Source organism: Oxalobacteraceae bacterium OTU3CINTB1 (assembly GCA_024123955.1).
Lineage (GTDB): Bacteria > Pseudomonadota > Gammaproteobacteria > Burkholderiales > Burkholderiaceae_D > Rugamonas.
In genome coordinates this window covers 2,662,906-2,688,391 of the sequence record CP099652.1, presented here as the reverse complement: position 1 = coordinate 2,688,391, position 25,486 = coordinate 2,662,906, and the positions used below count along the sequence as shown (strand labels likewise).

Genomic DNA, 25,486 nt, shown 5'->3' with positions numbered 1-25,486 from the left:
GAGCCCGTTAGAGTTCTAATTCTAATTTACGCGCAAGAACAAGCCGGAGCCTTAGCGGGCGCCCAGGTCGTCGGTGATGCGGGCCAGCACGGCGCCCCACGTGAAGCCGCCGCCGACACCTTCCATCATGATGTTCTGGCCCTTTTTGACGCGGCCGTCGCGCACGGCGGCGTCCAGCGCCAGCGGGATCGACGCGGCAGAGGTATTGCCGTGCTGATCGACGGTCACCACCATCTTCTCCAGCGGCAGTCCCAGCTTCTTGGCGGTGCTGTTCATGATGCGGATGTTGGCCTGGTGCGGAATCAGCCAGTCGATCTGGTCCTGCGCCATGTCGGCTTTTTCCAGCGCCTCGTGGGCCACCTTCTCCAGCACCGACACGGCCAGCTTGAACACCGCCGGGCCGTCCATGTACAGGTAAGCCTCGCCGGCCACCGCGCCGCCGAACGAATCGGGCATGCACAGGATGCCGGAATGGCGGCCGTCCGCGTGCAGCGCGGTCGCCAGGATGCCCGGTTCTTGCGACGCGGTCAGCACCACGGCGCCGGCGCCGTCGCCGAACAGCACGCAAGTGGTGCGGTCGTTGAAATCGAGGATGCGCGAGAACACTTCCGAGCCGATCACCAGCACGTTCTTGTTCATGCCGGAACGAATGAAAGCATCGGCGGTGGACATCGCGTAGACGAAGCCGCTGCAGACAGCCTGCACGTCGACGGCCGCGCCGTTGTTGGTGATGCCCAGCTTTTGCTGGACGATGCAGGCGGTGCTCGGGAAGCTGCCGAAGAAATCGGGGGTCGAGCTGGCCAGGACGATCAGGTCGATATCGTTGGGTTGCAAGCCGGCCATGTCGAGCGCGCGCTTGGCGGCCTTGACGGCCAGGTCGGACGACTTCTCGCCCGGCTCGGCGAAGTGGCGCGCCGAGATGCCGCTGCGGCTGACGATCCACTCGTCCGAAGTCTCGATGCCCTTCGCGGCGAGCTGATCGGTCAGATCCTGGTTGGTGACACGCCGCTCAGGCAGATAGCTGCCGGTGCCGATTATTTTGCTGTACAAAGTCATGCCGTCTACCATCCACTAAATAGTTGAGCTTGGTACTTCCGGGGTTTCCGTGTTGCGTGGCATGAGTTCGGCGATTAACGTCGAAATGTGCGGCAACACATCATTTTTTGCAGCATCATACGCCCGCTTGATCGCCCACTCGAAAGAATATGCGTCGGCGCCGCCGTGGCTCTTGAACACCAGGCCGCGCAAACCAAGCAGGCTGGCGCCGTTATAGCGCGACGGCGACAGGCGTGCCTTGATGTTGTTGAGCGCGCCGCGGCCGAGCAAGGCGCTCAGCATCGTCAGCGGGGTGCGTTTGAATTCGGTCTTGACGGTGTCGGCGAAGAAGCGCGCCACACCCTCCACCGCTTTCAGGGTGACGTTGCCGACGAAGCCGTCGCAGACGACGATATCGGTGGTGCCCTTGAAGATGTCGTTGCCTTCGACGTTGCCGTAGAAGTTCAGCGCGCCGCGCTCGTGGTCGGCCTGCAGCAGCTTGCTGGTGGCCTTGACCACGTCGTTGCCCTTGATGTCCTCGGTGCCGACGTTGAGCAGGCCCAGGGTCGGGCGCTCGATGTTTTCCATGGCGGAGACCAGCACCGACCCCATGATGGCGAACTGGTGCAGGTGATGCGGTTCGCAATCGACGTTGGCGCCCAGGTCCAGCATGTAGGTCGGGCCGCCCTTTTGGTTCGGCATGATGCTGCAGATGGCCGGACGGTCGACGCCGGTCATGGTCTTGAGCACGTAGCGCGCCACGGCCATCAGCGCGCCGGTGTTGCCGGCCGAGACGCAAGCCTGGGCGCTGCCGCCCTTGACCTGCTCGATGGCCACGCGCATCGACGAATCCTTCTTGCGGCGCAGCGCCACTTCCAAAGGGTCGTCCATGGTGACTTGTTCGGATGCATGCACGACGGACAGGCGCGGATGCGCGTCGGCGTGATGTTTTTTCAATTCTGCGCGGATAACGTCTTCCAAACCGACCAAAATCAGTTCAGCCTCGGATTCGCGTTTGACGAAGGATATAGCTGCGGGGATGGTGACCGATGGACCGTGATCTCCGCCCATGCAGTCGATAGAAATTTTGATTGTCATTGTTTTGATTCAGTACCACGCTCCAGCCCTTGTCTGGGCAAGCTGCGGCAAGCGGCGGACCACTGAAACCCAGGTCTACGCGTTTCAAAATGACGGTGTGCAAAAGAGGATTGCAGCCGATGAAAAAAGAAAAAGCGATGCTTCATAAGACAGCACCGCCTATTTCCGGGTCCAGCAAAAGCGTCGATTACTCGTCGTTTTTGGTTTTCAGGACTTTACGGCCACGATAAAAGCCGTTAGGGCTGATGTGGTGACGCAGGTGGGTTTCACCGGTGGTTGGCTCGATACCCAGTTGTGGAGCTACCAGGAAATCGTGCGAACGGTGCATACCGCGCTTCGAAGGGGACTTCTTGTTCTGTTGAACTGCCATGTTAATGACTCCTAATACATAAGTTCTAAAATTTTAACACATTCGACCAGCAAATACATGCGAATCGAGTATCCTGCCGGCAAAACGGAACCGGCATAGTTAAACTGAGATTTACTACATTGCCCTACTGACTTGCCATACTCGACTACAACACGTGCGTGGCACGTACTTTACGTACTACTTGTTCTGTACTACTTGTTCGGTACTTATTCGGATTTGAGGCCCTTGAGGGCGTCGAACGGCGAGATCTTCTCGCTCTTCGCCTTGTCCAGCAGGGCGTTGTCGGGGCAGACATCATGTTTCGGCGTATGCGGCAGGGCCAGCAGCGCTTCGTCTTCCACCAGATCCGCCACCGCCATGGTGCGGCTACCGACGATCACGTCGATCGTTTCGTCGTCGATCATTTCTTCGATTTCATCCGCCTGCTGATCGTCCTTACCCAGCATCAACAGCGTCGACGAATCGATGGTGTGAGCGTATGGGGTCAGGCAGCGCTGGCAGACCAATTGCACGGTGCCGGCGACCGACAGCTTCAACTGCGGGAAGCCCATCTTGCCGGTGCCTCCTTCGACCTTCCAGGTGATAGTGCCCGAGGTATCGGCACAATCCTTGGTCAGGCGGGTCATTTCAGCAACAGGCGTCACGCCTTGCTGGCTGCCGTTGCTCCGACAGAACTCAAAAGCGTCGATGACAATAGCATTCATTACAGAAAATTCCCCGGAAAACCTGCGATAATAACAGGGTTTTCGGCACCAAGTCAAAGCCTGCGCGGCTTTTTCCTGTTTTTCGTCTTTTTCCGTCGCTGTTCAAGCCGGCGACAGAGCATATAACATTCCCCCTATGACATCAAGCGCAACCGCTCAAATCGCCGCACAACGGCTCGTTTTGGCCTCCAGTTCGGCCTATCGCAAGGAATTATTATCACGGCTACAACTGCCGTTCGAGGTTGCCGTGCCCGACATCGACGAGGCGCCCGCCGCCGGCGAAACCCCGAGCGCCACGGCGCTGCGCCTGGCACGCGAAAAGGCGGCCGCCGTGGCCGCCAAACTGCCGGGCTGTATCGTCATCGGCTCCGACCAGGTCGCCACGCTGGACGACGAGCAGATTGGCAAGCCGGGCAACCACGCCAACGCGCTGGCGCAGTTGCAAAAGATGCGCGGCCGTGAGGTGGTGTTCCACACCGCGCTGTGCGTCTGGGACGGCCGCGTGGGCGATCCTGCCGCCGCCGCGCAAGTGGAGGACATCCGCACCGTCGTCAAATTCCGCGACCTGCCCGACGCCGAGCTGGACGCCTACCTGCGCATCGAACAGCCGTACGACTGCGCCGGCAGCGCCAAGAACGAAGCGCTCGGCATCGCCATCCTCGAACGCATCGACAGCAGCGACCCGACCGCCCTCACCGGCTTGCCTTTGATCGCGCTGACAGGCATGCTGCGCAAGATTGGCGTCTCCTTTTTCAACACTTCATCACACAACACCTAGATTGATATGCCCGGCACCCTCTTTTTAATACCGAATACCTTGGGCGAGACTGAAGCGCTCTCCTCCGTCCTGCCCGAACAGGTGCAGCAGATCACCTCGCAACTGGATTACTTCGTGGCGGAGAACGCCAAGACCGCGCGCGCCTTCCTCAAGCTGGTCAACGCCAACCACCCGCTGGCCAAGCCGCTGCAGGAAATCACCATCTCCGAGTTGAACGTCAACACGCCGGCGGCCGCGCTGGCCGGCCTGCTGGCGCCGCTGCTGGCGGGCCGCGATGGCGGACTGGTGTCCGAGGCCGGCGTGCCGGCGGTGGCCGATCCCGGCGCCGACCTGGTGCGGCTGGCGCATCAGCACAATATTCCGGTGCGCCCGCTGGTGGGGCCGTCGTCGCTGCTGCTGGCAGTAATGGCGAGCGGCCTGAACGGACAGAGCTTCGCGTTCAACGGCTATCTGCCGACCGACGCCGCGCAGCGCGCCACGCGCATCAAAGAGCTGGAGAGCCGTTCGCGCAAGGAAAAGCAAACGCAGCTGTTTATCGAAACGCCGTACCGCAACGCGGCGATGCTGGAAGCGCTGGTGGCAGCGTGCTCACCATCGACTTTGGTCTGCGTGGCAACGGATCTAAGCCTGGCATCGGAAACGATACGCACGATGGCGGCCGCGCAATGGAAAAGCGCCAAGGCGCCGGACTTCCACAAGAAACCGACGGTGTTCCTGCTGCTGGCGCAATAACTAAATGCGGCAGGTAAGGACAATGAAATAGCTGGCGAAGCATGGGGCGGCCGAAATGGAACAGCCAACACCGACACCAGAAAATCAGCTTGACGTGATATCACGCGGAGATGATAATTGGCCGAATCTAAAGTATGGAACGTATCGTTCCACGACGAGTTCGATTCCGAATTCGATGATCGGAACGCCATCATCTTGGTGGCAGCCGACAAGCAAGGGGTCGATGAAAATAAGTTTTACAAGGATTTATTAAGAAAGGCAAATAAACGCTATGACCAACATTTGGAACGGCTAAGGGTTGCCGAGACTGCAAAAGCAAAAACCAAATCCGCAAAGAGGAAGAAATAGGAGATAGACATGGGCAGAAATATAGAGGACGTCATCCAAAGCCTACCGGCGGACCGTCAAGCCAAAATTGCCGATCTTTCCAACAAAAAGATCGCAGAAATGCTGACCTACGCCGCTACTCTCGCCGATTTTCGTAAAGCCGTGGGAAAAACTCAGGCTGAGGTGGCAAAAAAGCTAGGCATCAACCAGAACGCCGTTTCGCAACTCGAAAACCGTGCGGATACTTACGTCTCCACATTACGCCGATTTTTAAAATCCCTCGGAATGACGCTTGAGCTATCGGTTGTCGCGAAAAACGGAGCCCGTATCGATCTGCCAAACTTCCTTCCGTGGACCGATGCAAGCGAGACCGCCGATGATTTAAACGCGCCTGCCATTACTGCAACAAGCATTGCCGACGCCGCAAAGCCTGCGGCATCTTCAGCCAAAAAAATTTCCGCAAAAGCTGCTGTCGGCCAGACAGCAACCGCAAAAGCCGCTCCGGCCAGAAGAGCGGTCGTTCCGTCCAAACCAGCGTCCAAACGAAGCCAAGCCAAATTAGGGAAACACGTAGGACGGATTAGCGAAGCGTAATCCGCCACGCATGTGTGTCAGCGAATCACCACGCCAGCCCCTCCACGATAGCGAACCGACCGCAACTCATAACTCATTCCACGCTTGAGCTGCTTCTTTTACCTGCAGCCGATAATCAGTTTGTCATTCCACGCCATGCGCAGGACCACACCGCCGATGAGCCCACCTCCTTGGGCGTCCACATGTGACCCCGCAGGCCCCTGCAGATAGAAAGTTTTATTGTCCTCCCAAGCGCTCCAACCCGAGCACGGGGTCAAGTCTGACATTCGGAGACGCCCTCAACATTTACGAGGTATCGCTCCGCCCCTCCGCAGCCAGATCAAGCTGCCAATCACCACCCCGAGCAGCCAAAACAATGCGGTGAGAGCGAGTTGGGGCCACAAAACCTCATCCTGACCGACCAGCAATGACAAGGGATCCCTTGCTACCGAGCCGACCGGTGACGTCACCCTACTGTCGGCGACAAACGGTAGCGGAAAGCCATACGCGATCACAGGACAATAGACTGGCGTGCCCAGGTTGGAGCAGACCGCGCTGACGCGTCCGGGCACGAGCAGTGAACAATAGGTCAGCGCGGCGGCGGCCACGCACGCCAGTACTACCATCTTGATGCGCAATACCTTTCTGCTCAACACCGCCTCCTTAGTGATCAGCTCGTGTACGAATGTTAGACTTGACCCCATCGCTGGCGGCGCACGCCATGGCGGATTACGGCGTTCCGCCTAATCCGCCCTACGTGTTTTAGTGGTCCAGGTAGCCGAAGTGGCCACAGCTAAAACCCGCGCGTATATTCCGTCACCCACTCGATCGCGGCCAGCTGTATCGCGTACAGATCGGACGGCCTGAGCGACATCTGGCTCAGCATCTGCGCCAGCACCTGCCCTTCCCGCCCGTGCTCGATGTGCTCGATCAGGCTGAGCATGCTGCCGTAGTCGCCGCCGCGATGCAGCAGCGCCGCCCTCACCTCGTCGAGCACGTTCACGCTCTCGAGCACGTCGCGCATCTGGATCGAGAACAAGGTGTCCATCAACGACATCACGCCCACAGTGAAGCCGATATCGGCGCTGACCCGCTGCCCCGGCCGCAAATGCTCGACCATCAGCTCGAGCGTCTTGCCGCGCGTGGTGGCTAGCTGCAGCAACGGCGACGTGAACTCCTGCGCCCCCGCCCCCTTCACATACAGCAAAATCTGCAGCCAGCGCTTGAGCTGGCGCCGGCCCAGCACCATCAGCGCGTGCCCCACGGAATTAATGCGGTAACGCGTGCCGACCGCCGGCGTGTTCACCAGCCGCAGCAAATTCAACGTGATCAAGGCGTCGTGCTTGACGCTGCTTTCGATCTCGTGGCTGCTGGCATCGGCATCGAGCAGCTCCAGCAGATGCAGCACGCTGCGCTGCGACGGCGAGATCTTCTTTCCGCTCAAGATCACCGGACGGGCGAAATAATATCCCTGGAAATACTCGAAGCCGAGATCCATGCACTGACGGAATTCCTGGACCGTTTCGACCTTTTCGGCCAGCAGCTTTTGCTTGGGGTTCTTCAGCACGCGGGCCAGCGCCGGCAAGGTGCCGGGCTGCATGTCCTGGATGTCGACCTTGATGACGTCGCACAACGCCTGCAACTGTTTCACGTCCTCGGTCGCGCCGATGACGTCGTCGAGCGCGAAGCGGAAGCCGGCCTGCTTGAGCTCGCGGATGCGGTCGAGCACGTCCGGCGTGGCTTTGACGGTTTCGAGGATTTCGAGGATGACTTTGTCGTTGGGCAGAAAGCGGATGAAATCGCTCATCAGCCCGACGCCGTCGACGTTGACGAAGGCCATCTGGTCGCCGACCACGTGGCCCATGCCCAGCTCCGACGCGTGGGCGATCACTGTGGCCGTCGCTTCGGCCTGGTCGGTGATATTGGCGGCGTTATTGGTGTGCGCGTCGCGAAACAGCAGTTCATAGCCGACCAGCCGCTGCCCCCGGTTGAGGATGGGCTGGCGGGCCAGAAAGAAGTTGTCCGCAAGCTTGGACGTCGGCAGCTCCGGGGCTGTCATCATTCATTTCCCAATCTGCGATGGCATTATCCGGGTCGCTATCTCAGCGAGCGACCCGCTAACCGCCAGACTACCCCGCACCTACCGTCTTGACAACATTTTTCTATCGAGTAACAGGACGGCGCGCGGGAGTGTTGCGCGTAGAAGTCGGTTTGCCGCTCTCGAGCGTGAATTTGGCGCCGCTGTCCTTGGCCAGCGCCTTGACCAGCCACGGCATCACTTCCTTGAGCATCGGCTCGAGCGTGTAAGGCGGATTCAGGATGAACATGCCGCTGCTGTGCAGGCCGAAGCCGTCCGGCATCGGCGTGTGCGTGGTCAGTACGACGTTGAGCCAGTCGCTGCACGGCAACTGCTTGAGCTTGTCGGCGAACTGGCGCGATTCCATGCGCTGCAGCAGCGGATACCAGACCGCGTAAGTGCCGGTCGGAAAACGGCCCAGCGCCTCGGCCAAGGTGTCCTTGACCTTTTTGTAGTCCATCTTGTCTTCGTACGGCGGGTCGATCAGCACCAGCGCCCGGCGCGACGGCGGCGGCAGTAGCGCCTTGAGCGCCTGGAAACCATCGCCACGGGTGACCAGCACGCGTTTGCCGCGCGTGGTCGGACGGATGCCCTGCTGCGCGGCGTGCTCGTCGAGCTTGCGGAAATTGTCGGCCAGCAGTTTCGAATCTGCCGGGTGCAGCTCGAACAGGCGCAGACGGTCTTGCTCGCGGGCGACCTGGTCGGCGATGTACGGCGAACCCGGGTAGTAGCGCATCTTGCCGCTGGGGTTCATCGCCTTGATCAGGTCGACGTATTCCTTGAGCGGCGCCGGCAGGTCGGTGCGCTCCCACAGCGGGCCGATGCCGGTGTCGTATTCGGCGTTCTTGGACGCGAACGTGCCGTCGAGCGCGTAGACGCCGGCGCCGGAGTGCGTGTCGATGTAGCTGTACGCGGTATCTTTCTGGTTCAGATACTGCATCAGCTGGATGGTCACGAAATGCTTCAATACATCGGCGTGATTGCCAGCGTGAAAGCCGTGGCGGTAACTCAACATAGCTTGGGGACTTCCTAAAATAAATGGTGCATCACAATCCCGCATTATCCACTAGAAAGCCGCCACGGACAAAAAAGGCCCCACATCGTTTGCATCAAAGCGAGCTCGGTAGCGGTGATTAAGATGGAATGGCCGCTCGGGCATTTGCCGGTGCGACGCACTTTTTGGAGGAGATCATGTCATTCAACAATGTAGGCCCGCTGACCTTCCTGGCGCCGGGGGAAACGGCGTTCTGGAGCTACAGCTTTCCTGGCGACCGCGGCACGCAGTTCGCGTCGGCCGATGTGAAAGCACCCAACCAGGGTGCGGTCCACGTCGCCGACGAGCAGGCCAAGCGCAAGGAAAACAACGGCAACGCCACCTATTTCGTGCAGATACACAATCGCGGCATCGGTGGCGCCTTTCACAACTTACAAGGCGGAGGCATGGTATGAAAATGACCATTATCACCGACGACCAGGGGAACATTCTTGGTGCCGTGCAGGGTCACTCCCTGTCGGAGAAACAAGGCGAGGTCGAGGCTAGCGTCTCGTTCGCGGAGGGCTATCAGACACACCTGATGGAAGTGGACGACGACATGGGCACCATCGACGACGCCACCATCTTCCAGCAGCGTCTGCGCAAGCATCTGGACACGCACCTGCAGAAGACCCATCCCAAGGCTTGAGCGCGAGCCAGCAGAAAGCCCCGACCGGGGCTTTTTTTCCGCCTGTCCAGAGCGCGACGCCCCCGCTTTCAAGCCAGTTTTTGCTGCGCCACCAGGATGCCGTCCGCGTCGGCATAAATCCAGTCGCCCGGATTGACCGCGACGCCGGCGATGTGGACCCGCAGGTTGCGCTCGCCGGCGCCCTTCTTGCTACTCTTTTGCGGATGGGCGCCGAGCGCGCGCACGCCGATCTCGCAGGCGTTGATTTCATCGGTGTCACGAATGCAGCCGTCGACGACGATGCCGGCCCAGCCGTTATCCTGCGCCAGCAAGCCCAGTTGTCCGCCCACCAGCGCCCGCCGCAGGCTGCCGCCGCCGTCGATCACCAGCACGTTGCCATCACCTTGCGTTTCGAGCGTCGCCCGCACCAGCGCATTATCCTCGTGCACCTTCAGGGTCGTGACGCGCCCGGAGAACCGCACATGCTTGCCGAAGTGCCGGAACACCGGCGGCAGCACGGCGAGCCGCCCGTCCTCCAACAGATTGGAGTTGTCGTCGCACAAATCGGTGGTGGCAAAGCTCATCGTCTTACCTCGCGGCTGAATTGGGATGGAGCCAATTCTATGCTGTTTTGGGGACGCCGACCACGCGGCTGTTGTTGCCGACGCCGACGGTGGTGACGATCACCAGCGCCTGGAACACGCCGATGAGAACGAACACGCCGGCAGGATGATTGCCATCCATGAGCGCGCCGAACAGCAACGGGCCAAGCGCCAGCCCGCAGTCCAGCCCCGAATAAACGACGCCGAACACGCGTCCGGTGGCGTTGGCCGGCGCCGCGCCGCGTATCATCAGATCGCGCGACGGCCCGGCGATGCCGGTGACCAGGCCGATCATCCCCATCAGCACGACGGCCATCCACGCCGGCACCACGGCGGCGGCGAGCACCAGCGCCAGCACGGCCGCGCCGGCGAAGGCCAGCATGATGATGCGATCATGCTGGCGGCTGCCGGCGCCCAGGAAGCCGCCGTACAACGTGCCGGCGGCCGAGGCGAACATGAAGCAGGTGTAAGCCGAGGTCGCCCATTGCAGCGACATGCCGTACAGGCTCACCAGGCTGGTGGCGGCGAAGGTCTGGATGCCTGCCAGCGCGACGGCCGAGATCAGGAAGAAACCAAAGCACATCCATACCACTTTGAGGCGCAGGAAATCGAGGGCGCCGGCGGGGGCTGGCGCGCCGGCGGCGGATGGCTTAGCCAGCGGTTCGGGCCGCAGCGCGTGGCGGTTCCACAGCAGCAGCGCCAGCACCGCAAGCGGCAGCAGCGCGGCGCTCAGCAAGGCGGTGCGCCAGTCGGTGCGGGCCGCAACAAAGGTGAGGAACAGCGGCGACAGCGCCCAGCCGATATTGCCGCTGATGCCGTGCACCGAGAAGCCGTGCGCCAGCCGGGCCTTGGAGACGCGCTGGTTGAGCAAGGTGTAGTCGGCCGGATGGAACACGCAGTTGCCGCAGCCGGCCAGGAAGGCGCCGGCCATCAACTGGGCGTAGCTGTGCGCGCCGGCCAGCATCACCGCCGACAGGCCCAGCAGCGCGATGCCGCTGAACAGGACCGCGCGCGCGCCGAAGCGGTCGACCACGAAGCCGGCCATCGCCTGGCCGACGCCGGAGACGGCAAAGAAGACCGTCATTAGCAGGCCCAGTTCCGCGTAGCTGAGGTGGAATTCGGGTTTCAGCCAGGGGATCAGCGCGGCCAGGATCACGTGGTAGAAGTGGGAGGTTCCGTGCGCCAGTCCGACCAAGGTGATGACCTTGGCATCCTGGCGCAGCAGTGTCGTTTCACTCATTAAGCTCTCCTCTGTCAATTATTAACCAAAGTGTAAGCAATTATCGGGAGTCTGGTTTAAGATAGGGCGACAACATTTGTCGCGATTACGCCATCAGGTCGACTCCATGCGCCTTCCCATCGTCACCCACACACACTTCGACTCGGATCGCGACGATCCAACGCCGGAGCGCCCGTTGACCATGTCGGGGCGCGACCTGCCGGCCGACGCCAACCTGCTGCCGCATCACCATCCGTGGGGCCAGTTCACTTATGCGATGCAGGGCGTGATGCGCGTGACGGCCAACAACAGCAGCTGGATCGTGCCGCCGCAGCGGGCGATCTGGATCGCGCCCGATGTGGTGCACGCCGTCACGGTGCTCGAACCCTCGCGCATGCGGCCGTTGTGCGTGCACGCCAGCCGCTCGCCTTTCCCCGGCGATGACTGCAAGGTGCTGGAGGTATCGAGCCTGCTGCGCGAATTGATCGCCGCGCTGGAACAGCACGACCAGCATGAGCGATCGAACCGCGAGAAATTGTTGGGGGAGATGATATTGGACGAGCTGCCGCGCTGCGCGGTGCGCCCGATTCGCGTGCCGCTGCCGGCCGACAAACGGCTCCGGGCGCTGTGCGATGCGCTGATCGCCGATCCCGGCGCCGAACTGACGTTGCAGCAGTGGGCCGGCCAGGTCGGCGCGTCGGACCGGACGTTGAGCCGTTTGTTCGAACGAGAACTCGGAATGGGTTTCGTGCAGTGGCGCCAGCAGGTCAGGCTGGCGCACGCCGCGCCGTTGATCGCGCGCGGCGTGCCGTTGTCGCAGGTGGCGGCGGAGTTGGGCTACGCCAGCCAGTCGGCGTTTTCCGCGATGTTCAAGAAGACGTTTGGAAATAGCCCGTCAGCGTTTTTCGACCAACGTTAGAAGCGCGCCTTGGATACGCTGCGGATACATCGCGGAAAAACCACGGATACACGTAGGGCGGATTAGCGCAGCGTAATCCGCCATGCATGCGTTTCGACGGCGCACGCATTGGCGGATTACGGCGTTCCGCCTAATCCGCCCTACGTGTCCAAGATCAGGCGCGGAACACTAGCTCACCGTTGTCGACATCGACGTGGATCGTGTCCTTCGGCCCGAAACGCCCCTGCAGGATCAGCTTCGACAGCGGATTCTCGATCTGCTGCTGGATCGCCCGCTTCAGCGGCCGCGCGCCATACACCGGATCGTAGCCCGCCTCGGCGATCTTGTGCAGCGCCGCGTCGGTCATCGTCAAGGTCATCTCCATCTTGGCCAGACGCTGCTCCAGGATCGCCAGCTGGATCTTGGCGATGGCGCCGATGTTCTTCTCGTCGAGACCATGGAACACGACGATTTCATCGATACGGTTGATGAACTCCGGCCGGAAGTGCGACCGCACCTCCGCCATCACCGCCAGCTTGACGACGCCGGGGTCCGACTCCTCCATCGCCTGGATCTTGTGCGAGCCAAGGTTGGACGTCATGATGATGACGGTGTTCTTGAAGTCCACCGTGCGCCCCTGCCCGTCCGTCATGCGGCCGTCGTCGAGCGCCTGCAGCAGCACGTTGAACACGTCCGGATGCGCCTTCTCCACCTCGTCGAGCAGGATCACGCTGTACGGCTTGCGGCGCACCGCCTCGGTCAGGTAACCGCCTTCGTCGTAACCGACATACCCCGGCGGCGCGCCGATCAGGCGGGCGACCGAATGCTTCTCCATGAATTCACTCATGTCGATGCGGATCATCGATTCCTCGGTATCGAACAGGAAGCCGGCCAGCGCCTTCGACAGCTCGGTCTTGCCGACGCCCGTCGGCCCCAGGAACATGAACGAACCATACGGCCGGTTCGGATCGGACAGGCCGGCGCGCGAACGGCGGATCGCATCCGACACCGCGGAAATGGCCTCGTCCTGGCCCACCACGCGCTCGTGCAGCTTCTCCTCGATGTGCAGCAGCTTGTCACGCTCGCCCTGCATCATGCGCGACACCGGAATGCCGGTCGCGCGCGACACCACCTCGGCGATTTCCTCGGCACCGACCTCGGTGCGCAGCAGCTTCTGTTTGGCCGGCGTGTTCTTCTCCAGCGACACGCCGTTGGCGGATGCCGTCTCGGCCTGCTTCAGCTCCGCCTCCAGTTGCGGCAGGCGCCCGTATTGCAGCTCCGAGACCTTCTGCCAATTGCTCTCGCGCGTGGCCTGCTCCATCTGCAGCTTGATGCGCTCGATCTCTTCCTTGATATGGGTGCTGCCCTGCACGACGGCCTTCTCGGCCTTGAGGATTTCCTCGAAGTCGTTCAGCTCCCGCTGCAGGCGCACAATCTCTTCCTCGATCAGGTCCAGGCGGCGGCGCGAGCCCTCGTCCTTCTCCTTCTTGACGGCTTCCTTCTCGATCTTCAGCTGGATCAGGCGGCGTTCCAGCTTGTCCATCACCTCCGGCTTGGAATCGATCTCGATCTTGATCTTGGCCGCCGCCTCGTCGATCAAATCGATCGCCTTGTCGGGCAGGAAGCGGTCGGTGATATAGCGGTGCGACAGCTCGGCCGCCGCGATGATGGCTGCGTCGGAGATGGCGACCTTGTGGTGCAGCTCATACTTGTCCTGCAAGCCGCGCAGGATGGCGATGGTCGCCTCCACGGTCGGCTCGTCGACCAGGATCTTCTGGAAGCGGCGCTCCAGCGCGGCGTCCTTCTCGATATATTTACGGTATTCGTCCAGCGTGGTCGCGCCGACGCAATGCAGCTCGCCGCGCGCCAGCGCTGGCTTGAGCATGTTCCCGGCGTCCATTGCGCCCTCGGCCTTGCCGGCGCCGACCATCGTGTGCATCTCGTCGATGAAGACAATGGTCTGTCCCTCGTCCATGGCCAGTTCCTTGAGCACGGCCTTGAGGCGTTCCTCGAACTCGCCGCGATACTTGGCGCCGGCGACCAGCGCCGCCATGTCGAGCGCCAGCACCCGCTTGCCCTTGAGCGACTCGGGCACCTCGTTGTTGACGATGCGCTGCGCCAGGCCTTCGACGATGGCGGTCTTGCCGACGCCGGGTTCGCCGATCAGCACCGGGTTGTTCTTGCTGCGGCGCTGAAGCACCTGGATGGCGCGGCGGATTTCGTCGTCGCGGCCGATGACGGGATCGAGCTTGCCGGCGCGGGCGCGCTCGGTCAGGTCCAGCGTGTACTTTTTCAGGGCTTCGCGCTGGCCTTCGGCCTCCTGCGAATCGACCTTGGCGCCACCGCGCACGGTGTCGATGGCCGCTTCCAGCGACTTGCGGGACAGGCCGTTTTCGCGCGCCAGCTTGCCGGCGTCGGATTTATCGTCGGCCAGCGCCAGCAGCACCATCTCGCTGGAGATGAACTGGTCGACGCGTTTTTGGGACTCTTTATCAGCGAGGTTGAGCACCGAGACCAGCTCGCGGCTGGCCTGCACGTCGCCGCCGGTGCCGGACACTTTCGGCAGGCGGTCGAGCGAGGCTTTGAGCGCCTTGGTCAGGCCGCCGACGTTGACGCCGGCACGTTGCAACAGCGAGCGGGCGCTGCCGTCGTCCTGGTTCAGCAGGGCCGTCAGCAGGTGCACGGGCTCGATGTACTGGTTGTCGTTGCCCACGGCCAGACTCTGCGAGTCCGACAGGGCTTCCTGGAGTTTGGTGGTGAGTTTGTCTTGCCGCATGGAATTGCTCCGATATATTTAAGTTATCGGATAGATAGTGTTATATATGCGGTTTTCAAGGGCGGGCCGGCGTTCCGGCGACGGTGTGGGCGGCTCGGTGGCGGATTACGCGCTTCGCGCTAATCCGCCCTACGTGGAGCCGAAGTAATTCGATTGCACCGGGACCGTTGAATCATGTAGAGCCACGTAGGGCGGATTAGCGGAGCGTAATCCGCCACCGGCGAGCCGCCAACAACGTATGAATGGCTATTGCCACTTCGCCAGGGCGGCATCGTCGCTGACGCGGGCATCCACCCACCGCGCGCCCTCCGGCGTCTGTTCCTTCTTCCAGAACGGCGCTTCGGTCTTCAAATAATCGATGATAAATTCGCAAGCCGCGAACGCTTCGCCGCGATGCGCGGCGGTCGCCGCCACCAGCACGATCTGATCGAGCGGCTTGAGCGGCCCCACCCGGTGGATCACCAGCGCGCCGAACGTCGGCCAACGGCGCTTTGCCCGCTCGATAACGGCGCCGATCGACTGCTCGGTCATGCCCGGATAATGCTCCAGCTCCATCTCCGCCACCGTCGCGCCCTCGTTCAGGTCGCGCACCACGCCGACGAACGTGACGATCGCGCCAACCTTGGGATTGGTGGCGCGCAAGGCCGCCACCTCGGTGCTCAGATCGAAATCCTCCGTTTGAATACGTACTTCATTCAAGCTCATGCGCGCTCCGAGGCGCCGATGCGGCGGAACAGCTGCTCGATGCGGCTGGCGGTGCGGGCGTCGGCCAGGGCCGGCATCGCGCACAACTGCAGGTACGCGGCGGCGGCCGTCAGCGGCTTCTGGCCGGACTTGAGCGACGATTGCAGCACCTCGACCTGCATTTTCAGGCGCTCGCGGGCGAACTCGGCCCCGCTGTCGACACCGGCGACGATCTCCAGCCGCAGCACTTCGTCAAGCAGCTTGGAACGGTTGCGCTCCAGCAGCGCGGCGTAGGCCTCGCGTTTGCCGTCCAAAGCGGCCAGCCCGGCCGTGAAGCGCCCGTGCAGCGCCCGCTCGTATTCGGTGGCCAGCGGCGGCAAGGCCGCCCAGCGGGCTTGCCATTCGGCCGCGTCGATGCCGTCGGCGCCGGCGCCGTCGATGCCGCTGATGGCGGCCTCCAGCGCCTGGCACAGCCGCAGCTTGTCGCGCAGCGCGTTGGCCTGGGCGGCGCCGGCGCGCCGTTTGATCGCCTCCGCCTGCCCCTGCACCGCCGCCACGGCGGCCTGGTAACGCTGCCCGATCTTGGCTTCGGCCGCGCGCGGCACGGTGCCGGACGCGTTCCACGCGGCGGCGGCGTCGCGCAGCGTCTTGGCGATGGCCGCCAGTTGCGCCTTGTCGTCACCGCTGAAGGTGGCCGTTTCCAGTTCCTTGCAGATGGCCTCGCGCGCGTGCAGATGCTCCTTGCGCTCGTGATCCGCAGCGTGTGCGGTTTCCTTGCGCTTGGCGAAGATCGCGTCGCAGGCGGCGCGGAAACGCTGCCACAGCGCCTGCTCGACCTTGCGCTCGAGCGGCAGCGCCTTGGCCTGCTCCTGCCAGCGCTCCTGCAAACCACGCAGCTTGTCGAGCGTGTGGCGGTCCGTCGGCTGCAACTGCTCGGCCTCGGTAATCAGTTGTTCGCGCTTGGCCGTTTCGATCTTGCGCTGCTCGGACAGCGGCGCCAGCATTTGCGCCAGCGCCTTGTCGAAGGCCTGGTCAAGCTTGCGCTTTTCCTTGCGGTCGATGGTGCCCAGACGGCCCCATACCTGGCGCAGGCGCTGGCCGGCGGCGGCGACGTTCTTCAAGTCCGCGTTTTCACCGGCGGCGGCCGCGGCCATCGCATGGGTCTCGTCGATCAGCACCTGCGCCTTGGCGGCATTGGCGTGACGCTCGTCGGCCAATTGCTTGAAATGGGCCGCCGCCGGCGCATAGGCAGTGGTGCAGGCGGCGTCGAACCGCTCCCACAAGCTTTTCGGCGCGTGGCCGGAGACGGTGTCGAGCGACTTCCAGCGCTCGCGCATGCTGCCGACCTTCTTGGCCAGCTCGCTCATCGGCAAGCCCAGCGCCGGCAGTTCCTCCACCGCCTTGACCAGTTCCTCGCGCGAGACGTTGCCTCCCCAGCGGGCCCAGTCGCCCAGGCGCTTGAGCTCGGCGCGGACGTGGTTCAGCCTATCGGTCTGCGCCGGCGTCAGGCGGGTTTTGTGCTCTTTCAACCATTTATCGTGCTCGGCGGCATCGTGCAGCGAGCCTTGCTCGAGCGCGGCTTCCAGCGCGTCCAGCGTTTCAAGGAATTTCTTGTCGGTTTCTTTGGGCGGCTGCGCGGGCTTGGCGGGTTTGGGGCCTTTTGCCGGCTTCGGCTGAGCCTGCGCGCCGGAGGTCGGCGCCGTCTCGCCAGAGGCGCCGGCGCCGGCGGCGGCATCGGTGGCAATGGCGTCGGCCGCTTCCGGCTCGGCGACAGGCGCCGAGGCTGGCTGCGGCTGCGCCGCACGCTGCGCGGCGGCCGACAGCGCGGCGCGCGCCTGCTCGACCGCCTGCGCGAAGTCGCTCAGCAAATGCTTGGGCAGCGCGTTGTGCTCGGGCGCCTGCTGGTATTCGGCCAGCGCGGCCGCGTGGCGTTCCAGCGCCTGCGTCGCCTCCTCCAGCGCCAGGCCGGTGGCCGGCAGCTGGCGCACGGCGGCCATGGCATCGATGATGGCGCGTTGCAGGTTGACCTGCGCCTCCAGGCGTGCCGCCAGCGCGGCGCGGGCGGCGTCGTACGGCTCGGCCAGCTCCGGCACGGCCGAGGTGATCTTCCATTGGCGATCGAGCTCGGCGACCTGGTTCGGCGTCAATTTTTCGTCCTGCAGCAGGCGGTTGGCAAGGTCGAGGCAGGCTTGCGCCTTTTGCAATTCGGCCTGCTGGTAGCGGATGGCGTCGAGCCGTCCCTGCATCAATTTGGCGACGCGGCGGTCGGTGTTGCGCATCGCCTGCTGCACCTGCTCCAGGTAAGGCTGCGACTTTACATGCTCCGCCGCGGCCAGGCGCACGCCGGCGAATTCGCTTTGGAGAATCAGCTCGACGGCGGCCGCTTCATCGCCGGCCAGCGCGGCGGCGCGTTGCGCCTGCTCGTCGCGGCGGCTGGCCGATAACGCAGCGGCGGCGGCCTGCTCCGGTGCGGCGGGAGCGGCGGCGGCTGCCGGCTGGTCGGTAGTGCGCTTGAAGATGAAATCGAACATGGTGCGCTATGTGATGGAGAAAACCACCATCATAGCAAAGCAGGGGAAATTTGCCCGAGGCGCGTGCTATTTGGCGGCTATTTCGTTATGACATCGTCCAGCGGCTGCTGCCGGGCGCTATATAGAGGGGCCGGGGCCGATCCCGCGTCGGCATCGTCGAGCTGCACCGTGGGTAACGCTTGCAGGCCCGGGATGTTGATCGGGGCGTCGTCGATGCGGCTGTTGGCGGCGCGCCGGAGCCCGTTCGGCTGCCCCTGCGCCTCCACCTTGGCCTTGGCCTTGGCCGCCACGGCCGGCGGCGCCTGGTCGCCCAGCGCCACGCCGGAACGTTTCATCTCCTCCAGGTGCTTGTCGTGCATCATCAGCTGGTTGGCGATGGAGAACCAGGTCTCCCCTCCTATCAGACCGCGCGCCATGGCAAACAGTTCCTGCTCTTCTTTCTCGAGCCGCTTGAGCAGCGACGTGCAGCAGGTCTCGATGCTCTCGCACACCTGCTCGACCCGGAAGTCGCGCACGTCGGCGATGATGCCGATGCGCTCCTGCAAGGTGCGGATGGCGGCCAGCGCGGCCTGGTTCAAATGGTTGAGCTCGTCGAGCAGCGCGTCGGCGCGCTCGGTCGTGTCGCGCAGCGCCGGGATCAGGTACATCTCGGTCTTGCGCCAATGGCAGGCCTGATACAGGCTATTGAGGTTCTCGCACGCGTATTCCAGCTGGGACAGGGTTATGCTGTTCTGCTGCATCAGCGTCGAGCGCACATACTTTTGAAAAGATAACAAACTGAGGCGAACGCTGGACTGTTCGACCGACAGCGCTACCAGGGTATATGTGGCCGTTAACATTCTGACTCCCAAGACTAAAGTTGCGCTCACCCGGGATGGGCGGCAAGGGCGGAAGTGAAAGTGTAAATAAACCCGACACGGACGCCTTGAGCTAGAACAAACAGGACCCCGCGTTTTCTTTCATTTGGAACAGCAAATATATATCAACCGGATAACTAACACTATCGCAAAGGCAGTTGGAGACGCACCATTCCGGGTTCTGGATGCGCCGATACCACACCGCCGAATTGGCGCACCAGTTTTTGCACGCCGAGGTTCTCCGACAACGCGTCGCCGACGATCTCAGCAGTACCGTTGGCGCGGAAGTAGTCGACCAGTTTGCCGAACAGGATATAGCCGAGTCCCTTCCCCTTCAGGTCGGAGCGCACGATGATGGCGAATTCAGCGTGCTGATTGTCGGGATCGGTGACGGCCCGCACCACGCCCAGGGTTTCCGGCATGCCGTCGGCGCCGTTGCGGGTAGCGATGAAGGCCATCGCGCGGTCGTAGTCGATCTGCGTCAGGCGCGCCAGCTGGGCCGGCGGCAGCTCGCGCATGGCCGAGAAAAAGCGCAGCCGCACGTCGTCCGGATCGAGCGCGTGGAAGAAGGCCTGGTGCTGCGGGCCGTCCTCGGGCCGGATCGGCCGCAGCAGGATCTGGCCGCCGTCCCACGCAACGTCCTGCGCCAGCTCCTGCGGATAGGGCCGGATCGCCAACGTTGTCCTGCTGCGCGGCGCAGATTCAGACCTTAGTTTGAGCCGCGCGCCCAGCGCCATCACCGCGCCGCCGATGGCCAGCAAGGGATTGAGGTCCAGCTCGGCCAGTTCCGGCAGCTCGGTCACCATGTCGGCCACCTGCACGACGGTGCGCACGATGGCGTCGGCGTCGGCCGCCGTCTGCCCCGGTCCATACCCCAACAGGCGCGCCACGCGCGTGCGCCCGACCATGTCGCGCGCCAGCACCATGTTCAGCGGCGGCAGGCCGGCCGCGCGGTCGGCGGCGACATCGGCGGCGATGCCGCCCTGGCCGAAAAACACCACCGGCCCGAATACCGGATCGGCGCCGATCTGGATGCGCGCCGCCGCCAGCGTGTGGCCCGACAGCGCCGCCTGCCGCGGCGTGGCCAGCGCGATGCCGTAGGCGGCCAGCAGCGCGCGCGCGTCCTCGTCGGACAATTCGGCGCGGCCGGCCGCCAGCGCCGCCGCGACCAGCGAACGCGCCGCCGCCCGCTCCGGCGCCGAGGTGGTCGGCAGGCCGGCCGGCACCTCCATCAACAGCTCCTGGTTGCGCCGGTACTGGGCGATCTGCACAAAGCCGTGCACCGCCTTCTCGGGCGTGTCGTACGTCGGCAGGCCGGCGTCGGCGAAGACCTGGCGCGCGGCCGTCACCGAACTGCCGCCGAGCCAGCACGACAGCACGTTCTTGCCGACCGAGCGCATCAGCGGCGCCACCGCCTCGGCGATCAACCGGCTCGACACCATCGCCGTCGGCGCGTGCAGGAACAGCAGCGCGTCGGCCTGCGACTCGCGCAGCAAGGTCTCGACGGCGGCCGTGTAGCGTTCGACCGGCGCGTCGGCCAGCAGGTCGACCGGATTGGCGGGCGGCGCGCCGGCCTGCGCCAGCTGCTTGAGCGACTCGGCCGACAACGGCGCGAGCCGCGCGCCTCCGCTATCGAGCGCGTCGGCCGCGATCAGTCCCAGCCCGCCGCTGTTGGTCAGCACGGCCAGCCGCTCGCCGCGCTGCGGCCGGCGCCGCGCCAGGGTTTCGACGGCGTCGAACAAATCCTCGGTCGACTGCACCCGCAGCATGCCGGCGCGGCGGATCGCGGCGTCGAACACCAGGTCGGCGCCGGGTGCTTGATCGCGCCGACCTTGAGCACGATGACCGGCTTGCCGCGCGCGGCCAGGCGCCCGGCCGACATGAACTTGCGCGCCGAGCTCACCTGCTCGATGCTCAGCAAAATCGCGTGGGTGCTGTTGTCGGCGGCCAGATAATCGAGCAGGTCGCCGAAGTCGACGTCGGCGCTCTCGCCCATGGCGATGCAGCGCGAGAAGCCGATGCCGCGCAACGCCGCCCAATCGAGCACGGCCGCCGCCAGCGCGCCGGATTGCGAAACGAAAGCCAGTTTGCCGTCGCCGGCCGGCAGGTGGTTGAAGCTGGCGTTCAGGCCCAGCGCAGGCGATTGCACGCCGACGCTGCCCGGCCCGAGGATGCGCAGCAGGTGCGGCTTGGCGGCGTCCAGCATCCCCTGGCGCAGCGTGCCGGAACGGCCGTCGGTGGCGGTCATGACGACGGCCGCCTTGGTGCCGCGCGCGCCCAGTTCGGCGATCACGCCGGGAATGCCGGTCGGCGGCGTGCAGATGATGGCCAGGTCCGGCGCCGCCGGCAAGGCCGACACCTTGGCGTAACAAGGCATGCCGCGCAGTTGCGCGTACTTGGGATTGACCGGCCAGACCGCCCCGCCACCGGCGAGGAACGCCCCCTGCAGCAGGTTGTCCAGCACGCGCGTGCCGATGCGGTCCGGCTTTTCCGACGCGCCGATCACGGCCACCGAGCGCGGTTGAAACAGTCGGTCGAGATTCCTGATGCTCATGGCGGGCGTTCCCAGGTTTGCTATGGCTTACCGGCGTGAATTACCAGCGTGAAGCGTGGTCCTCGGTCACGCCCATCATCTGCGTGACGATGCGTTTTGGCTGATCCGGCGCACTGCGCACCCAGCCGCTGAAAGTGCCGACCGGCTGCAGATACCGGCTGGCCGCGAACAGCTTTTTCTTGTTGTCGCGGCGCGCGCCCTCCGGCGTGAAGTACAGCTCCAATAAATCATCCTCGGTGAAGATATGCCATTGCGACAGCGGATCGCTGCTATCGTACAGGAAGTGGGCCGGCGCCAGCGCATGCAACTCGCCATCGAGCCACAGCGCGTTTTCGTGGCCGCGAAAATAGCCGGCCTGCAGGTTGAAACCCATCTCCAGCGTATGGGCCGAGGCCCAGCGCCACGCGGTCTCGCGCGCCAGCAAACCGTTCGAATAATCGAAGCTGGCCACGCCGCCGGCCAGGTCATAATCCTCGCGCCAGGTGCGCACCTCGCCGGTCAGCGGCATGCCGGACGACTTTTGCGTCGCGTGCACCGAGCCGCGCGCCACCGGCCCCGTCGCCAGCAGCAACGGCGAGCCGCCCGGGCCGAACGCGGCGTCGATCTCCAGGAAGTCGCAGCGCAGCGACAGCTCGTAGCGGCCCTCGCCATCGCTGTCGATGGCGATCCGGTTGCTCCCTTGCCGGAACCAGCTGTCGCCGCCGGCGTGGTCGGCCAGCCGCGCCGACCGGCCGGGCAGGCCGTCCTGCGAAAAATTGGCCAGCATGTCGCCGTCGTTGCGGTCGAACGCATAGGCGAACGCGGTGCAGGCCCAGCCCAGATCGACGATGGCGACCGCGCAGAAAATCCGCTCGGTGCACAGCGCCACGTAGTGCCAGCGCTTGTGATGGAAGCGCCGCCACAGCCGCCCGCGCGCGAACGGCGCGGCCAGACGGGTCCAGTCGATGGGACCGGTCTGCCCGGCGTAGCGGCCAAGCAGCGGTTGGCCGTCGGGCCCGACCAGGCCGGCGGGCGCGGCGGGCAGGCTCATGCCACGCCCCGCAAGGTGGCTGGGCCCATCGGCTGCGTTATCATTTCGATCAAGTTTATTCCTTCGCGGACAAGCGCGGACGGGAGTGGCGACCGAATCAGCCGCCATTTATCAGCCGCTATTTTAATAAGGAAATGAATACCACCTGTGAACGGAATGCATTTTTTTTGGCGGCGCCAACAGGAAACGGGATACAAAGCCCGTATTTCCGTGCAGAATATCCACTCATGGCGCTCCGTCCCGCTACAGCTGACTCGATGACCGCACACACAGATAGCCCGACACCCGATTCACTACCCACACCGCATCGTTCGATGCTGTTGCCGGCCTTTGCGCTGCTGGTGCTCGCGCTCATGTGGTCGGCGGTGCTGTACCAGGTGCGGCAGGAAAAGAAAAGCGCCCGCTTCGAGGCCGTGCTGCATAGTCAATCGCTGGCGCACACGCTGGCCGAACATGCCAACCATCTGCTGCGCCAGACCGACCACGCCACGCAGCTGTTCAAGCTCGAATTCGAGCAGTCGGGCGGCGCGCTGCGGCTGGCCGAATTCACCAACAATAACGGCATGCTCGATACCCTGATGCCCACCAAATTCAATCTGCCGTTCGCGCGCCTGGACGCCGCCGGCAAGGTGGTCGACAGCAGCAACGGCTATTTCGCGCCGGGCCTGCGCGACCAGGCCTTCTTCAAGAGCCATGCCGCCAGCGCCGAGCAACGCGCGGTGGTCGCCACGCCGGTGGTCGAGGCGCGCACCAACAAATGGCAAATCCAGATCTCGCGCCGCCTCGACGGGCCGGGCGGCCGGTTCGCCGGCGTGGTCCTGGCGCTGCTCGACCCGGCCGACCTGGTCGACGACTACGACCGCGTCAGCGTCGACAGCGGCGGCGCGGTGATCTTGCTCAGCCGCGAAAACGGCCTGGCCACCGCCCGCGTCGACGAGCAGATGATGATCGGCGACGCCATCGACTTTCGCGTGGTGCCGCGCAGCCCCACCCGCCCGGCCGACGAACTGGTGCTCAAGCGGCCGTTCGACGCCGTCGACCGCATCTACGGCTACGCCGAGATGCCGCGCTATCTGCTGATGGCGGCGGTGGGCAATCCGGTCCCCAGCGCGATGGCCGGTTTCGCCAAACGGCGCGCGCTGTACTTCGGCGCGGTGACGGTGGCGTCGCTGCTGGTGCTGGCCGTGGCCGGGCTGCTGATGCGCCAGGCGCGGCGCGTGCGCGACAGCGCGCGGCAGGTGGCCGAAGCCCAGCTGCTGCTACGCGCTGCCGCCGACGCCAGCCTCGATGCGCTGTACCTGCTCAAGGCGCGGCGCGGGTCCGGCGGCGACATCACCGACTTCGTCATCGCCGACCTGAACGAATCGGCCGCCGCGCGGCTGGGCTACCATGGCCAGGAGATCAAGGGCAGGCCGCTGCGCGAGGTGGCCCCGCATCTGCACAGCGGCGGCGTGGTGGAGAAATTCAAGCAGGTGATGACCACCGGCCGGCCGCTGCAGGAGGAGGTCGAACGCGAAGAACCCGGCGCCGGACCGTCCGGCGAACGCTGGTTGCACCGCCAGATTGTCGCGATCGACAACGGCGTGGCCGTGACCACGCGCGACATCACGCCGCACAAGGAGGCCGAGCTGGCGATGCGCAAGAACCAGGCGGAGCTGGCGGCCGTCAACGACGCCTCGCCCCTGGGCCTGATCCGCGCCGACGCCACCGGCAAATGCACCTACGTCAACCGCACCTTCGAATTCATCACCGGCCTGCGGCGCGACGAGGCGCTGGGCGACGCCTGGCTGAGCGCAGTCCATCCGGGCGACCGCCTGGTGCTCAAGGCGGCCTTGCGGCGCATGGTCAAAACGCGGCTGCCGCACCAGGACACGCTGCGCTGCATCCATCCGGACGGCATGATGATCTGGATCTCGTTCAAGGCCGCGCCGATGATCGTCGACGGCCAGGTGTACGGCTACGTGGGCACGGTCGACGACATCACCCACGTGCGCAAATCGGTCATGGCGCTGCGCGAGAGCGAGGCGCGGCTGCGCACCATCACCGATACGCTGCCGGCGATGGTGGCCTACATCGATTACGAGGAGGTATACCGCTTCCATAACATCGCCTACGAACGAGAATTTAACCGGGGCGGCCTGGCGGTGCTGGGCAAGACCATCCGGCAAACCATGGGCGAGGAGCGCTACGCGGTGCTGGCGCCCTACATCCAGCGCGTGCTGGCCGGCGAGGCGCTGACGTTCGAGGAGGACGACAGCAGCGGCCCCGCCGAGCGCACCTTCGAAGTCGATTACATCCCGCAGCGCGACGAGGACAATGTCACGGTGATGGGGTTTCACGTCATGCGCCAGGACGTGACGGCGCAAAAGAACGAAAAACAGCGGCTGCTCAAACTGTCGCAGGTGGACGCGCTGACCGGTTTGACCAACCGCGCCGGCTTCCTGCAAAAGCTTAACGAGAGCATGGCGGCCAGCCGCGAAAGCGGCGGCATGATGGCGGTGATGTACATGGATATCGACCGTTTCAAGCCGGTCAACGACACCTTTGGCCACAGCGTCGGCGACGCGCTGCTAAAGATCTTCTCGGCGCGCCTGACCCACGCGATGCGCGCCAGCGACACCATCGCGCGGCTGGGCGGCGACGAATTCACCGTCATCACGGAGCGCATTCACCGGGTGGAAGACGCCGCCGCGCTGGCCGCCAAGATCGTCGGCGTGATGCAGGCGCCGTTCGACTTGAGCGGGACGGTGGTGTCGGTGTCGGCCAGCATCGGACTTGCCTTTTACCAAGGCGAGGACATCACGCCGGCGGAATTGCTGAACCGCGCCGACATGCTGCTGTACGAGGCCAAGCAGGCCGGCCGCAACACCTTCCGCACGGACACTGCGCCGGCCGAAAAACCACTGTAAAAACCGCCGACTCATCATTTCTCAACTCGTGCCCGGCCGTCTTGCGCTATATTGTGCGCTTCCCGGCTGTT

The 25,486-nt window shown here is 64.0% G+C and carries 22 protein-coding genes and 1 pseudogene; 9 read left to right on the top strand and 14 right to left on the bottom strand.

The annotated features are described in order from the left end of the window. Positions 1-51 precede the first annotated feature (51 nt). Positions 52-1,056 (bottom strand): ketoacyl-ACP synthase III, encoded by a 1,005-nt coding sequence (locus NHH73_11750; GenBank protein USX28904.1) that lies wholly within the window; start codon positions 1,054-1,056, stop codon positions 52-54. Positions 1,057-1,071: 15 nt separating this feature from the next. Next, entirely contained in the window at positions 1,072-2,133 is a 1,062-nt protein-coding gene (gene plsX, locus NHH73_11745; GenBank protein ID USX28903.1) for a phosphate acyltransferase PlsX, read from the bottom strand. On the opposite strand from plsX, the gene NHH73_11740 reads away from it, so the two are divergent. Continuing rightward, positions 2,105-2,281 (top strand): hypothetical protein, encoded by a 177-nt coding sequence (locus NHH73_11740; protein USX29779.1) that lies wholly within the window; start codon positions 2,105-2,107, stop codon positions 2,279-2,281. The genes plsX and NHH73_11740 overlap by 29 nt on opposite strands. A gap of 39 nt (positions 2,282-2,320) precedes the next feature. Here the strand turns inward: NHH73_11740 and rpmF are convergent, their stop codons facing one another. Further along, positions 2,321-2,503, bottom strand: coding sequence for a 50S ribosomal protein L32 (gene rpmF, locus NHH73_11735; GenBank protein ID USX28902.1), 183 nt, complete (start codon positions 2,501-2,503; stop codon positions 2,321-2,323). Positions 2,504-2,709: 206 nt separating this feature from the next. After that, positions 2,710-3,207 carry a YceD family protein gene (locus tag NHH73_11730; GenBank protein ID USX28901.1) on the bottom strand — a complete coding sequence of 166 codons (498 nt, stop codon included), beginning with the start codon at positions 3,205-3,207 and terminating at the stop codon, positions 2,710-2,712. 136 nt (positions 3,208-3,343) lie between these two features. Between NHH73_11730 and NHH73_11725 the strand changes: the two genes are divergently transcribed. The 4 genes from NHH73_11725 (at position 3,344) to NHH73_11710 (ending at position 5,638) form a co-directional block, all read left to right on the top strand. After that, positions 3,344-3,985, top strand: a complete 642-nt coding sequence (locus tag NHH73_11725) for a Maf-like protein (protein USX28900.1) — start codon at positions 3,344-3,346, stop codon at positions 3,983-3,985. Positions 3,986-3,991: 6 nt separating this feature from the next. Next, positions 3,992-4,717: an SAM-dependent methyltransferase gene (locus NHH73_11720; protein USX28899.1), complete on the top strand. Its 726-nt coding sequence runs from the start codon at positions 3,992-3,994 to the stop codon at positions 4,715-4,717. A gap of 117 nt (positions 4,718-4,834) precedes the next feature. After that, entirely contained in the window at positions 4,835-5,065 is a 231-nt protein-coding gene (locus NHH73_11715; protein ID USX28898.1) for a hypothetical protein, read from the top strand. A gap of 9 nt (positions 5,066-5,074) precedes the next feature. Continuing rightward, positions 5,075-5,638: a helix-turn-helix domain-containing protein gene (locus NHH73_11710; protein ID USX28897.1), complete on the top strand. Its 564-nt coding sequence runs from the start codon at positions 5,075-5,077 to the stop codon at positions 5,636-5,638. A 772-nt stretch (positions 5,639-6,410) separates the two neighbouring features. Here the strand turns inward: NHH73_11710 and NHH73_11705 are convergent. Together NHH73_11705 and rlmJ are read right to left on the bottom strand one after the other, a co-directional pair. Next, positions 6,411-7,679 carry an EAL domain-containing protein gene (locus tag NHH73_11705; protein USX28896.1) on the bottom strand — a complete coding sequence of 423 codons (1,269 nt, stop codon included), beginning with the start codon at positions 7,677-7,679 and terminating at the stop codon, positions 6,411-6,413. Between the two features lie 100 nt (positions 7,680-7,779). Continuing rightward, positions 7,780-8,709: a 23S rRNA (adenine(2030)-N(6))-methyltransferase RlmJ gene (gene rlmJ, locus NHH73_11700; GenBank protein USX28895.1), complete on the bottom strand. Its 930-nt coding sequence runs from the start codon at positions 8,707-8,709 to the stop codon at positions 7,780-7,782. A 176-nt stretch (positions 8,710-8,885) separates the two neighbouring features. Between rlmJ and NHH73_11695 the strand changes: the two genes are divergently transcribed. Further along, positions 8,886-9,143, top strand: a complete 258-nt coding sequence (locus tag NHH73_11695; protein ID USX28894.1) for a hypothetical protein — start codon at positions 8,886-8,888, stop codon at positions 9,141-9,143. Next, the gene (locus NHH73_11690; GenBank protein USX28893.1) at positions 9,140-9,376 is read left to right on the top strand and encodes a hypothetical protein; all 237 of its coding nucleotides are present in this window, start codon (positions 9,140-9,142) and stop codon (positions 9,374-9,376) included. The genes NHH73_11695 and NHH73_11690 overlap by 4 nt, the downstream gene beginning before the upstream one ends. Before the next feature lie 68 nt (positions 9,377-9,444). Here the strand turns inward: NHH73_11690 and rraA are convergent, their stop codons facing one another. Then, positions 9,445-9,939, bottom strand: coding sequence for a ribonuclease E activity regulator RraA (gene rraA / locus NHH73_11685; GenBank protein ID USX28892.1), 495 nt, complete (start codon positions 9,937-9,939; stop codon positions 9,445-9,447). A gap of 37 nt (positions 9,940-9,976) precedes the next feature. Continuing rightward, positions 9,977-11,197 carry an MFS transporter gene (locus NHH73_11680; GenBank protein ID USX28891.1) on the bottom strand — a complete coding sequence of 407 codons (1,221 nt, stop codon included), beginning with the start codon at positions 11,195-11,197 and terminating at the stop codon, positions 9,977-9,979. 106 nt (positions 11,198-11,303) lie between these two features. Between NHH73_11680 and NHH73_11675 the strand changes: the two genes are divergently transcribed. After that, a complete protein-coding gene (locus NHH73_11675; GenBank protein USX28890.1) occupies positions 11,304-12,095 on the top strand; it encodes a helix-turn-helix transcriptional regulator in 792 nt (263 codons plus the stop codon). Between the two features lie 154 nt (positions 12,096-12,249). Here NHH73_11675 and clpB read toward each other — a convergent pair whose 3' ends face one another. The 6 genes and pseudogenes from clpB to NHH73_11645 form a co-directional block, all read right to left on the bottom strand. Then, a complete protein-coding gene (gene clpB / locus NHH73_11670) occupies positions 12,250-14,850 on the bottom strand; it encodes an ATP-dependent chaperone ClpB (GenBank protein USX28889.1) in 2,601 nt (866 codons plus the stop codon). 246 nt (positions 14,851-15,096) lie between these two features. Continuing rightward, on the bottom strand, positions 15,097-15,555 hold the full coding sequence (locus NHH73_11665; protein USX28888.1) for a molybdenum cofactor biosynthesis protein MoaE: 459 nt from the start codon (positions 15,553-15,555) through the stop codon (positions 15,097-15,099). Next, a complete protein-coding gene (locus NHH73_11660) occupies positions 15,552-18,065 on the bottom strand; it encodes a DUF349 domain-containing protein (protein USX28887.1) in 2,514 nt (837 codons plus the stop codon). Before NHH73_11660 ends, NHH73_11665 begins: the two co-directional genes overlap by 4 nt. A gap of 77 nt (positions 18,066-18,142) precedes the next feature. Next, on the bottom strand, positions 18,143-18,904 hold the full coding sequence (locus NHH73_11655) for a hemerythrin domain-containing protein (GenBank protein USX28886.1): 762 nt from the start codon (positions 18,902-18,904) through the stop codon (positions 18,143-18,145). A gap of 161 nt (positions 18,905-19,065) precedes the next feature. Beyond that, positions 19,066-21,476 (bottom strand): annotated as a pseudogene (locus NHH73_11650) (acetate--CoA ligase family protein). A gap of 40 nt (positions 21,477-21,516) precedes the next feature. Then, positions 21,517-22,506: a DUF2804 domain-containing protein gene (locus NHH73_11645; GenBank protein USX28885.1), complete on the bottom strand. Its 990-nt coding sequence runs from the start codon at positions 22,504-22,506 to the stop codon at positions 21,517-21,519. Positions 22,507-22,763: 257 nt separating this feature from the next. Between NHH73_11645 and NHH73_11640 the strand changes: the two genes are divergently transcribed. Beyond that, positions 22,764-25,415, top strand: coding sequence for a diguanylate cyclase (locus tag NHH73_11640; protein USX28884.1), 2,652 nt, complete (start codon positions 22,764-22,766; stop codon positions 25,413-25,415). The last annotated feature ends 71 nt before the right edge of the window (positions 25,416-25,486 follow it).